The organism is Peribacillus sp. N1, from assembly GCF_054600815.1.
This window is the reverse complement of record NZ_BAAHZO010000013.1, coordinates 45,372-57,077: the sequence shown is the minus strand read 5'-3', so window position 1 is coordinate 57,077 and position 11,706 is coordinate 45,372. Positions and strand designations below refer to the sequence as shown.

Here is an 11,706-nt window from a genome sequence, read left to right as displayed (position 1 = left end):
ATTTGCTTTTTTGATAGTGTGTGCTCACTTAAAATTTAACGTTGGCGCTTTGTTTTGTTCAGTTTTCAAAGAGCAATGTCTTTCGGAACAGCTTATTTATAATAACATTTTCATTACTGCAAGTCAACAACTTTTTTAAAACTTTTTAAAGTTTGTAATCTGTTTGCAACTCGTTCGTAACGACAGATATAAATATAACACCATTACGTTAACTGCGCAATACCTTTTATAAAGTTTTTTTGAGATAATGTTGTTTTTCTTATAAACCCTAGAATCCACTGTATTGAAAGACATGAAATTATAATTAAAAAACAAAAACCGAATTGGACTTACCAGGATCAAGAGCTACGCCCATGATCCCGGCTATCCGAATTCGGCCCTGCAATCAAAACTCATTTTTGCTTATATTAGCGATGTCTCATTAAAGGGAATAACAGGACGTCACGTATAGAAGGAGAATTGGTCAATAGCATAACCAAACGGTCAACACCAATTCCCAGTCCGCCTGTCGGCGGCATTCCGTATTCTAATGCCTCTAAGAAATCTTCATCCATTTCATGAGCTTCATCATTACCTTGCTCTCGTTCTTTCAATTGAGCTTCAAAGCGTTGACGTTGATCAATGGGATCATTAAGTTCAGTGAAGGCATTTGCGTGCTCCCTACCTACAATGAATAACTCAAAACGATCTGTGAAACGGGAATCTTCCGGATTTTTCTTTGCTAAAGGAGAGATTTCCACTGGATGCCCGTAGATGAATGTAGGTTGAATTAACTTATCTTCGACCTTTTGTTCAAAGAATTCATTTACGATATGGCCGAACTCCATGGATTCCTTAACTTCAATCCCATTTTCTTTAGCAAGCTGCTGGGCTTCTTCTTTACTCATTTCAGTCCAGAAGTCCACACCAGTATATTCTTTTACAGCGTCAACCATGTGAAGTCGTTTCCATTCCGGTTTCAACTCTATCTCATACTCCCCATACTGGATGGTCGTCGTCCCAAGAACTTCTTGAGCTATATGGGCAATCAGGTTTTCCGTTAAGCTCATGATATCTTGGTAATCCGCATAAGCTTCGTACAATTCGATCAATGTGAATTCAGGATTGTGCCGTGTGGACACTCCTTCATTTCTGAAAACCCGGCCAATTTCATAAACTTTCTCCAATCCGCCGACAATTAAGCGTTTTAGGTGCAGTTCAATGGCGATCCTTAAATTCAAAGGCATATCCAAGGCATTATGGTGAGTAAGGAAAGGGCGTGCAGCAGCTCCACCAGCAACAGAGTGCAATAGCGGCGTCTCCACTTCAAGGTATCCATGATCGTCCAAATACCGTCTCATGGCTTGTACAATACGACTGCGCATGATCAACGTATTTTTACTTTCCTCATTTGTAATTAAATCGACATAACGTTTACGATAGCGCTCTTCAACGTCCTTCAAGCCGTGAAATTTATCAGGTAACGGGCGAAGCGCCTTAGCAAGGAACACATACTCTTTAGCTTTAATGGAAAGTTCCCCAACTTTCGTTTTGAAGATAACGCCAGTTACCCCAACGAGATCACCAAGATCTGTTTGGTTGAAAATTTGGTAAGAATCTTCCCCTATGTTATCCAAACGGACATAGATTTGGATTTGGCCGCTAATATCCTGGATATGGGCAAATCCCGCTTTCCCTTTTCCGCGCTTCGTCATGACACGGCCAGCAATCGTAACTTCAATTTCTTTTTCTTCAAGCTCTTCCTTTTCTAATCCACCATAAGCACTGATTATCTCCTGAGTGTTATGTGTGCGTTCGAATCTGCTCCCGAAAGGGTCTTGTCCATTATCAATCATGGCCTGCATTTTATCGCGCCTTACCTGCAGTTGGTCATTCAATTCTTCATGACTCACGAAAATCATCTCCATCTTTATTAATAAATGCCTTATATAATTAATCAAAAATTCTTTTGCATACATATTTATTCTTACATAAAGTAAAGGAATTCAACAGCTTTTTATCTTAAAACATTGTTTATATACATATAAAAACTGCCAGGATTACTGGCAGTTAAGATAAGCGTATTATAGGAAAATAGGAAGGTAATGTCAAACATCAGACCATTTGGATATTTTGTTGCTTCGCTTCAATATCATCAACAAGTCCATAAAGAAGATTTACAACATCTTCCCTTGTTTCACAAACATTAATTCCTTTGCGAGCCTGAGCATTCCCTTTAACACCCTTTAAATACCAAGAAGCATGCTTACGCATTTCACGAACTGCTACATTTTCATTTTTCAACGCAATCAGTCGATCCATATGAAGCACGCAAACGTCCATCTTTTCACGAACTGAAGGTTCATCCATAAGTTGACCGGTTTCTAGATATTTTACAGTCCTGTAAATCATCCACGGGTTACCTAGGGCTGCACGGCCGATCATGACTCCATCAACACCCGTTTCCTTCAGCATTCTTTCCGCATCCTGTGGAGTTTCCACATCACCGTTACCGATAAGGGGAATATTAATCGACTTCTTCACTTCACGGATGATGTCCCAGTTAGCTTTTCCTTCATACATTTGAACTCGTGTCCTGCCATGCATGGAAACGGCTTTACCGCCTGCACGTTCAACAGCCTGAGCATTCTGAATCGCAAAAACATGCTCATCATCCCAGCCAATGCGCATTTTAACCGTTACCGGCTTTTCAACGGCATCAACCACCGCTGAAACCATCTCATAAATTTTATTTGGATCGAGAAGCCACTTCGCACCCGCATCACATTTAGTGATTTTAGGAACAGGGCAGCCCATATTGATATCAATGATATCAGCATTTGTATTTTTATCTACAAATTGTGCAGCTTCGACCAAAGATTTCTTTTCACCGCCAAAGATTTGCAAGCTTAACGGCTTTTCTCTTTCATCTATATAAAGCATATTCATCGTTCTAGCATTTTGTAAAACGATTCCTTTATCACTGACCATCTCCGCACAAACAAGACCAGCACCAAATTCCTTGACGGTCAAGCGGAATGCCGAGTTGCAGACTCCCGCCATCGGTGCCAGCACTACCGGATTCTTCATTTCTATATCGCCTATTTTTAACACGTTGACCTCCTATAACATTCTTTCATTTATCGTCAGGTGGCTGAAGCTCCTCAATGGAAACATGAAGAATTTCCGCCACTTCCAGTAAAAATGCTTCTGAAGGGTTGCGGTTCCCTCGTTCAACTTCTCCCAGCAAGGAAACGGAAACACCTATTTCCCTCGCAAACCCTTCCTGGGTATAACCCTTTAACTTTCGAAAAGCGCGAATACGCCTTCCCCATTTTTCACCTTCCATAATCGAACTCCTTCTTTATCCGAAATCTGTTCAAGCAGGTCGCTCAAAGGTGCATCCATTTGCGGAAGTGATATATCAGGGTCCACTTCCATTAAAGGCACGATAACAAAAGCCCTCTCGTGCATACGAGGGTGCGGGACTGAAAGAATCTCTGTCTCAATATTTTCTTGATTATATAACAAAATGTCAAGGTCTATAGTACGGGGACCCCACCTAATCTCCCTTTTTCTTCCTAGATCTTGTTCGATTTTCATACACGCGTTAAGTAAGTCTTCGGGTTCTAAATCGGTTTCCACTTTAAGAACAGCATTTAAAAAACAGTCCTGGTCTTCATATCCTATCGGGTCTGTTTCATATAAAGAAGAGCAGGCCATCATCTTGATATGCGGATTCTCAGACAATAATTGGAAAGCTCTTTGGAATGTTTCAAGGCGATCCCCTAAGTTCGACCCTATTGAAAGGTAAGCAATATTTATCACAATCAGCGTCCCCTTACAATCTCTATAGCAACCGACTCATAGTGACCTGCTATCGGGGGATCTGGTTTATAAACCTTCACGGTGCAAGTCTCGATGGAAGAATATTTATTAAGTAGTTCTGAGGCAATTTTTTCAGCGACAGCTTCCACTAACTTAAAAGGTTCTCCCTCAACAACACTTTTACACACTTCATATAACTCGCCATAGTTGATCGAGTCTTCAAGCTTGTCACTCTTCCCAGCCTTGGCTAAATCAGTCTGAACGATTAAGTCCACTTTAAACCGCTGACCAAGCTTCGTTTCTTCCGGAAAAACTCCATGATAACCATAAAACTCCATCTTATTCACATATATCTTATCCATTTCATTCACCTTTTCCTAATAGAGCGTCCATCATCTTTGCAGCCCGGGCCATTTCCTTCACGTCATGTACACGAACCATCTGACAGCCTTGTTGAATTCCATGGCAAATTGTAGCGGCAGTGCCTTCCATCCTCTCACTAGGCGGCAAGTCCAGAACATGGCCAATCATGGACTTTCTCGATGTCGCCAGCAGCACGGGATAACCTAATGATACCAGCTTATCAAGATTCCTCATCATTTCCAAATTAAACTTTAAATCTTTCGCAAATCCAATACCTGGATCGAGAATGATGTTTTCATCCTTGACTCCCGCATCCTTTACCAATATGATGCTTTCGAATAAATCTTGAAGTACATCCCGGACAAAATGTCCATACTCCATATTATCCCTGTTATGCATCAAGATAATCGGCACCTTATATTCCGCTGCAACCTTTGACATCAAGGAATCAGCTTTACCTCCCCAAATATCATTTAATATATGGGCTCCTGCCTTTACCGCCTCTTCTGCAACTCTTGATTTATACGTATCGACCGATATTGGAACCTCAATATTACGCGATATCGCCTCAATTATTGGGGCGACTCTCTCTATTTCCTCTTCATCCGATATCCTCTCATAGTTAGGACGGGTTGACTCACCGCCTACATCCAATATATCCGCCCCATCGTTGACCATTAGTTCGGCATGCTTCAAAGCAGCATCTATCCGATTATATTTTCCGCCATCCGAAAAGGAGTCCGGCGTAACATTCAAAATCCCCATGATTAAGGTTTTCTTGCTGTAATCCAATTCAAATGAACCGCATTTTATTTTTGGTGCTCCTGCTAATGACATCCAACGTTCTCCTTCGCCTAAAGAAATCTATATATACGAGTTTACCCATTTACATAGGTATAGTGCAAGCTCCATGAAAATCAGGGATACTTCTGCATACTTTGCTACAAAAAGAAAAGCAAAGCCCCATAGGAACTTCGCTTCTCATTTAGTGTCTGTCTTACTCAAAGTTATATAATGGTGTACTTAAGTAGCGTTCACCATTACTCGGTATGATGGCAAGGACCTTTTTGCCTTTACCCAGTTTGTCAGCCACTTTAATGGCAGCTGCAATTGCGCCTCCAGAAGAGATACCGCCAAGGATTCCTTCCTCTTTTGCTGCGCGGCGGGCATAATCAAATGATTCCTCTGTATTTACTTGAATGATTTCGTCATAGAGATCTGTATTCAAAATGCTAGGAACGAAGCCTGCTCCGATTCCTTGGATTTTATGGGGTCCTGGAGTACCACCCGATAATACTGGAGAGTCCGCAGGTTCAACAGCGTAAATTTTAATGTCAGGGAATTTTTCACGCAGGACTTCACCGGCACCTGTTATGGTTCCGCCAGTACCGATTCCGGCAACGAATGCATCCAGGCCTTCATCTCCAAAGGCTTCAACGATTTCAGGGCCTGTAGTGTTCCGATGTACTTCAGGGTTGGCTTCGTTTTCGAATTGCTGTGGAATGAAGTAACCTTTTTCTTTAGACAGCTCAGTCGCCTTTGCGATTGCACCCTTCATTCCTTCAGGCCCAGGAGTAAGAACTAATTCCGCCCCATATGCGCGAAGCAAGTTACGGCGTTCCAAGCTCATCGTCTCCGGCATAACCAGAATTGATTTATAGCCCTTTGCCGCAGCTACCATTGCCAAACCTATTCCAGTATTTCCGCTTGTAGGTTCAATGATCGTATCACCTGGCTTAAGGGTACCATTTTTTTCTGCCGCTTCGATCATCGCAAGGGCGATACGGTCTTTTACACTGCTGCCTGGGTTAAAATACTCAAGTTTCAAATAAATATCTGCACTGTTTTCATTTTGAAGCTTGTTTAACTTAACAATAGGTGTTTGTCCAATTAAATCGATTACAGAATTAGCTATACGTGCCATTTTCTCCACTCCCTTATCATTTCAATACCGAGTATGTTTATTGGTTTTATAATTTTAAAGTTACCAGTTTTAATAGTTCATTGTCAATGATTAAATACTATATTCTAAATTTTCTCACACAACCATTGACCTACTTTTCTTCCTTCAATCCATAAAACCATTCTACATCAAATTCGTCCCAGAAAATTTTCCCTGAGACCGGTGCCTGAATCTGTTCAAGAGCTATTTGGCGGTGAATCTTGTCTTTAACTTCTTCATATTCATACTGCTTGCCCTTTATTCTTTCATGCAGGTAGAGAACGGCCCAGCCATCCTCCGTTTGGATTGCATCACTCCACTTTTTCACCTTCAATTTCTCGGCAGCGGCAATGTATTCCTTGGAGACTTGCTCGTTATCCTGGGATATATAACCCATGTCGCCTCCTTGATTGGCAGTGAATTCATCAAGGGACTTCTCCATTGCCAAGACATCAAAGGAGACACCTTTCTCCAGTTCACGTATGACTTGGTCTGCCTGCTTTTTTGTAGAAGTGGTGATATGGGAAATATGGAAAGCAGTAGGAATTCTATAGATATCCTTATTATTATCATAATGACTCCGCATTGCCGATTCGGAAACCGAAACGTCCTTGGTGAGGAGCTTCTCGAGAAGGATACTCGACTGAATTTCCTGCCTCAGTTGATCGTTACTTTTATTAAGGTTCTGACCGGCAGTCCCATACATCGTTTTCATCATTTTAAGTTCCCGATCAAGCTCTTCATCCGAAGTCTTCACTTTGTATTTTTCAGCTGCCTGTTTCACTACCTCTTTATCGACCATTTCCTCAAGTACATCTTCCCCATATCTTTTTTCGAGCTCATTAATCCATGCTTCCCGGGAAATATCCTTGGATCCAACCTTTGCGGCCGTTTCTTCCCCAATGACGGATTTTGAAATGATAAGTGGTTTTATGACAAAGATAATGATAGTCAATAGGTTCAACAAGGCAAGGCCAGCAATAATCGCCCGAAGCTTTTGTTTTGGCAAACCCTTATCCCCCGTAAATTATTTTTTTGTTTCTGCCTCTAATTTCTCGAGTTCTTCCTTCGAGAATTGGTAGGTCTGATTACAAAAATGACAATGCGCCTCCGCTTGTCCGTCTGTCTCAATGATATCCCGGATCTCAGCTTGTCCTAGGCTAATCAATGCATTCGCAATTCTTTCCCTGGAACATTGACAGGAGAATTGGACATCCATTTTTTCTAGTATATTCACATTGCCCTCACCTAAAATTTCAATTAGGATTTCTTCAGGAGTCATGCCACTTTGAATCATTTTGGAAACAGGAGTTATCGTGCTTAGTCGATTTTCGATTTTGGAAATCGTATCTTCGGATGTACCCGGCATCAACTGAATGATAAATCCACCCGCTGCAAGAATTGAATTATCCGGATTCACGAGAACCCCAACCCCCACAGATGATGGCACCTGTTCGGAAGTAACAAAGTAATAAGTGAAATCTTCACCTAACTCTCCCGATACAAGCGGTACTTGCCCCGAAAAGTAATCACGAAGACCAATGTCTTTAATAACAGTCAGCAATCCATCGGTACCCACCGCTCTCCTTACATCCAGCTTTCCCTGCTCATTCAAATCAAAGTGGGTTTGCGGGTGAGTGACATATCCGCGGACTTCTCCCTTTGCATTGCTGTCGACCAGGATGGAACCAATCGGTCCACCGCCCTCGATTTTAATCGTCAGCTTTTCTTCACCTTTTAACATTCCGCCCATCATAACGCCTGCCGTCATAGCCCGTCCAAGGGCAGCAGAAGCAGTAGGCCATGTATAATGGCGACGCTGCGCTTCTCCTACGGTGTCTGTTGTTGAAACAGCATAGGCCCGTACCTGTCCTTCATAGCCTAACGCCTTTATTAGATAATCCTTCATTTATTTTGCTCCTTTCAAGCTTTGTATTACTTCTTCACTTGCTCACGATTACGTTTATAAATCAACTGCAGCCCCTTTAAGGTCAAAAATGGCTCCACAACGTCAATAACAGTGGACTCATTGGCAATTAAGGTAGCCAACCCACCTGTCGCTATTACCGTTGGTTCTAGATTACTTTGCGCCTTAATTCGATTAACGATTCCTTCTACCTGCCCAACATATCCATACAAAATGCCAGCCTGCATCGCGGACACCGTATTTTTTCCAATAATCCCTTCCGGCCGGCTGATTTCTATTCTTGGAAGTTTGGCTGCTTTTGAATAAAGTGCTTCCGTAGAAATATTTATACCCGGAGCAATGGCTCCGCCCATGTATTGTTTATCCTCGTTTATGTAGCAATAAGTCGTGGCCGTGCCAAAATCCACGATAATGAGAGGGCTTCCATATTCCTGAATGCCTGCAACCGCATTAACGATTCGGTCAGCTCCCACCTCACGGGGATTTTCGTATTTAATATTCAATCCAGTTTTTATTCCAGGTCCAACTATTAGCGGTTTAATTCCAAAGTATTTTTTGCACATGCGTTCAAGCGCAAACATAATTGGCGGAACTACCGAAGAAATAATGATTCCATCAAATTGATCAAACGAAAGACCCTCATGTTGCAGCAAAGACTTTATGATCATTCCATACTCGTCTTCTGTCTTGTGACGGCTAGTCTCTATTCGCCAATGATATTTTAAAATATCTTCATCGTATACGCCTAATACAGTATTCGTATTCCCAACATCCAATACAAAAATCATCGTTTCATCACTCCGGTAAATTATTCTCCAACATCATAACACACTGTTATTTCCCACGCTATTAGTCGCACTTTTCGAAAGGTACCCCAAAAAACCTTATCATAAAAGTTAAGAAAAGGGTATTTCCGAGGCGGAAATACCCTTTTGAATTAAGTCAACTTAAGACTTTTTATTGTCATCTTCGTTCGGGAAGGAAAGCGGCTGATCTTGAGGTGCACCTTCTTTGATTGGAGGGGTATTTAAACCTTCCTCCGTTATTTCAAGGTCCTCAGGTCCTCTTTTATCCAATGGATCTAATAGGGCCTCTTTTTCTTCCTTCTTCTTATTGATGTTCACCTTGACATTCTCATCAGTGGTTAAATTCCCATTCAGTGCAGTATAATCACGTTCTGGCAATTTACCATTATGGAATAAACTTTTGATTTGTTCAGCATCAAGTGTTTCCACTTCAAGCAAGGTTTTTGCAACCAAATCAAGTTTTTCACGATTTTCAGTAAGTATCTTCTTACATCTTTCGTAAGCTTCCTTGATGATACGTTGAATTTCAAGATCGATTTCATATGCTATTGCATCTGAATAGTTTTGATCATTGTTGAAATCGCGGCCTAGGAAGACCTGACCTTGAGAATTACCGAATTGAAGCGGTCCAAGCTTACTCATACCATATTCCATAACCATGCTCCGAGCTATGCCCGTTGCACGCTGGAAGTCGTTATGCGCACCGGTGCTCACTTCTCCGAATGTAACTTCTTCGGCTACACGGCCACCCAATAGTCCTACGATTTTATCTTTAAGCTCAGGTTCCGTCATGAAGAAACGATCTTCTTTCGGCAGCATAACTGCATAACCGCCAGCTTGACCACGAGGGACAATCGTAACTTTATGAACGACCTCGGCATCATCCAGAACCAATCCAATAATGGTATGGCCCGCTTCATGCCACGCTACGATATTTCTTTCCTTTTTGGAAATGACACGGTTTTTCTTGGCAGGTCCAGCGATAACACGATCCGAAGCTTCATCCAAATCGGACATGTCGATCTTCTTCTTATCCTGACGGGCAGCTACAAGAGCCGCTTCATTCAGTAAGTTTTCAAGATCGGCACCAGAAAATCCTGGAGTACGCTGAGCGATCGCTTTCAAATCGACCGTTTCTGCTAAAGGTTTATTGCGTGCATGCACTTTAAGCACTTCTTCACGGCCCTTGACATCAGGTCGGCCTACCGTTATTTGACGGTCAAAACGTCCTGGACGCAATAATGCCGGATCCAATACATCAGCACGGTTAGTCGCAGCAATGATTATGATTCCTTCATTACCACCGAAACCATCCATCTCCACCAGGAGTTGGTTCAATGTTTGTTCACGTTCATCGTGACCGCCACCAAGACCTGCGCCACGTTGACGTCCGACTGCATCAATTTCATCGATAAAGATGATACATGGCGCATTCTTCTTAGCATTTTCAAACAAATCACGAACACGGGATGCACCGACACCCACAAACATCTCAACAAAATCAGAACCACTGATTGAGAAGAAAGGAGTTCCGGCTTCACCAGCCACTGCTCGTGCCAGTAAAGTTTTACCTGTACCAGGAGGCCCAACTAAAAGTACCCCTTTAGGAATACGGGCACCAAGCTCGGCATATTTGCGAGGGTCTTTCAAGAATTCGACGACCTCGACAAGTTCCTGCTTTTCTTCGTCCGCTCCGGCAACATCATTGAAGCGCACTTTTTTCTTATCATCATTATACAATTTCGCCTTACTTTTCCCGAAGTTCATGACACGGCCACCGCCGCCGCCTTGAGCTTGGTTAAGTAAAAAGAAGAAGAGGATAAAAATGATTACAAATGGAATGATGGAAGTGAAAAATGTCACCCAGCCACTTGTCTTTTCTGGAGGTTCGACAGTGATGATGTCTTTATCCAGCTTGGTTACAGCGTCATTGATCCGGCTTTGCGAATACTCACTGAAAGGCACGTACGTCACAAAGAATTTGTTTTCCTCATAACCTTTGAGCTTTCCTGTGATTTCAAATACACTGCTTTCGGGCTGCATCGTAAGTGATGTAACGTCCCCACTCTCCAAATGCTTATAGAATTCATCTTGGGTCAATTTTACGTTTGGTTCATTGTTATTATTAAAAATGCTTACAATCCCAATGATGACCAAAAAGATCAGTAAATAAAATATGGTATTACGGAAGATCCGATTCATCCCTTACCTCCTCCCACGGGTAAACAAACTATAGTAAATACTATCATACAAAATTAATGAATTACAATAATTTAACACCGCTGTTTTTATCTGGTCTTCTCTTTCAAACAGGTACGATTAATTCGAGTAAATTTCAGGCTTCAATATGCCAATATACGGGAGATTACGATATTTTTCCGCAAAATCAAGACCATATCCGACAACAAATGCATCCGGTACGATGAACCCGGCATAGTCCGGAGTGATATCCGCTTTCCTGCCTGTTGGTTTATCCAATAAGGTAACGATTTTAATTGATTTTGCTTTTCGATAACGGAAAAGTTCCGCAAGATAGCTAAGAGTCAAACCGCTGTCGATAATATCTTCGATGATTAAAATATCCCGGCCCTCAACTGATGTATCAAGATCCTTGATGATTTTCACTTCACCGGAAGATACAGTGGAGTTACCATAGCTTGAAACATCCATAAAGTCCATTTCAAGATGTGTATCAACGCGTTTCAGTAAATCTGACATAAATGGCATGGCGCCTTTCAGCACTCCGATGGCCAACGGGAACTTACCTTGGTAATCAGCTTCAATCTGCGCACCCAATTCCCTGATTTTCTTTTGAAGTTCTTCCTCTGTTATTAAAACCTTTTCAATGTCGTTTTGCATGG

The 11,706-nt window shown here is 41.9% G+C and carries 12 protein-coding genes; all 12 read right to left on the bottom strand.

Annotation, left to right across the window (positions count from 1 at the left end; all coding sequences use genetic code 11):
* Positions 1-407: 407 nt before the first annotated feature.
* Positions 408-1,907: a lysine--tRNA ligase gene (lysS, locus tag ACYP5M_RS26095; RefSeq protein WP_202190663.1), complete on the bottom strand. Its 1,500-nt coding sequence runs from the start codon at positions 1,905-1,907 to the stop codon at positions 408-410.
* A 187-nt stretch (positions 1,908-2,094) separates the two neighbouring features.
* A complete protein-coding gene (dusB, locus tag ACYP5M_RS26090; protein ID WP_101225932.1) occupies positions 2,095-3,093 on the bottom strand; it encodes a tRNA dihydrouridine synthase DusB in 999 nt (332 codons plus the stop codon).
* A gap of 22 nt (positions 3,094-3,115) precedes the next feature.
* Positions 3,116-3,328 carry a helix-turn-helix domain-containing protein gene (locus tag ACYP5M_RS26085; protein WP_101225931.1) on the bottom strand — a complete coding sequence of 71 codons (213 nt, stop codon included), beginning with the start codon at positions 3,326-3,328 and terminating at the stop codon, positions 3,116-3,118.
* Positions 3,280-3,807, bottom strand: a complete 528-nt coding sequence (gene folK / locus ACYP5M_RS26080) for a 2-amino-4-hydroxy-6-hydroxymethyldihydropteridine diphosphokinase (RefSeq protein WP_101225930.1) — start codon at positions 3,805-3,807, stop codon at positions 3,280-3,282. Before folK ends, ACYP5M_RS26085 begins: the two co-directional genes overlap by 49 nt.
* Before the next feature lie 2 nt (positions 3,808-3,809).
* The gene (folB, locus tag ACYP5M_RS26075) at positions 3,810-4,169 is read right to left on the bottom strand and encodes a dihydroneopterin aldolase (RefSeq protein WP_101225929.1); all 360 of its coding nucleotides are present in this window, start codon (positions 4,167-4,169) and stop codon (positions 3,810-3,812) included.
* A 1-nt stretch (position 4,170) separates the two neighbouring features.
* Positions 4,171-5,007 (bottom strand): dihydropteroate synthase, encoded by an 837-nt coding sequence (gene folP / locus ACYP5M_RS26070; RefSeq protein WP_459735707.1) that lies wholly within the window; start codon positions 5,005-5,007, stop codon positions 4,171-4,173.
* A gap of 160 nt (positions 5,008-5,167) precedes the next feature.
* A complete protein-coding gene (gene cysK, locus ACYP5M_RS26065) occupies positions 5,168-6,094 on the bottom strand; it encodes a cysteine synthase A (RefSeq protein WP_095394505.1) in 927 nt (308 codons plus the stop codon).
* A gap of 130 nt (positions 6,095-6,224) precedes the next feature.
* Positions 6,225-7,121: a peptidyl-prolyl cis-trans isomerase gene (locus ACYP5M_RS26060; RefSeq protein ID WP_459735706.1), complete on the bottom strand. Its 897-nt coding sequence runs from the start codon at positions 7,119-7,121 to the stop codon at positions 6,225-6,227.
* A gap of 18 nt (positions 7,122-7,139) precedes the next feature.
* Complete coding sequence (gene hslO, locus ACYP5M_RS26055; RefSeq protein WP_101225926.1) at positions 7,140-8,021, bottom strand: Hsp33 family molecular chaperone HslO; 882 nt, start codon at positions 8,019-8,021, stop codon at positions 7,140-7,142.
* A 26-nt stretch (positions 8,022-8,047) separates the two neighbouring features.
* Positions 8,048-8,827, bottom strand: coding sequence for a type III pantothenate kinase (locus tag ACYP5M_RS26050; protein WP_403064266.1), 780 nt, complete (start codon positions 8,825-8,827; stop codon positions 8,048-8,050).
* A 159-nt stretch (positions 8,828-8,986) separates the two neighbouring features.
* Positions 8,987-11,047, bottom strand: a complete 2,061-nt coding sequence (gene ftsH / locus ACYP5M_RS26045; protein ID WP_260358020.1) for an ATP-dependent zinc metalloprotease FtsH — start codon at positions 11,045-11,047, stop codon at positions 8,987-8,989.
* A gap of 117 nt (positions 11,048-11,164) precedes the next feature.
* Positions 11,165-11,704 (bottom strand): hypoxanthine phosphoribosyltransferase, encoded by a 540-nt coding sequence (hpt, locus tag ACYP5M_RS26040; RefSeq protein WP_101225937.1) that lies wholly within the window; start codon positions 11,702-11,704, stop codon positions 11,165-11,167.
* Positions 11,705-11,706 lie beyond the last annotated feature (2 nt).

Bases quoted from the DNA above. Each gene is read 5' to 3' on its own strand.
- ACYP5M_RS26085 (WP_101225931.1), bottom strand. From the start codon at position 3,328: ATGGAAGGTGAAAAATGGGGAAGGCGTATTCGCGCTTTTCGAAAGTTA.
- folB (WP_101225929.1), bottom strand. From the start codon at position 4,169: ATGGATAAGATATATGTGAATAAGATGGAGTTTTATGGTTATCATGGA.
- hpt (WP_101225937.1), bottom strand. From the start codon at position 11,704: ATGCAAAACGACATTGAAAAGGTTTTAATAACAGAGGAAGAACTTCAA.
- ACYP5M_RS26050 (WP_403064266.1), bottom strand. From the start codon at position 8,827: ATGATTTTTGTATTGGATGTTGGGAATACGAATACTGTATTAGGCGTA.
- hslO (WP_101225926.1), bottom strand. From the start codon at position 8,021: ATGAAGGATTATCTAATAAAGGCGTTAGGCTATGAAGGACAGGTACGG.
- folP (WP_459735707.1), bottom strand. From the start codon at position 5,007: ATGTCATTAGCAGGAGCACCAAAAATAAAATGCGGTTCATTTGAATTG.
- cysK (WP_095394505.1), bottom strand. From the start codon at position 6,094: ATGGCACGTATAGCTAATTCTGTAATCGATTTAATTGGACAAACACCT.
- lysS (WP_202190663.1), bottom strand. From the start codon at position 1,907: ATGGAGATGATTTTCGTGAGTCATGAAGAATTGAATGACCAACTGCAG.
- ftsH (WP_260358020.1), bottom strand. From the start codon at position 11,047: ATGAATCGGATCTTCCGTAATACCATATTTTATTTACTGATCTTTTTG.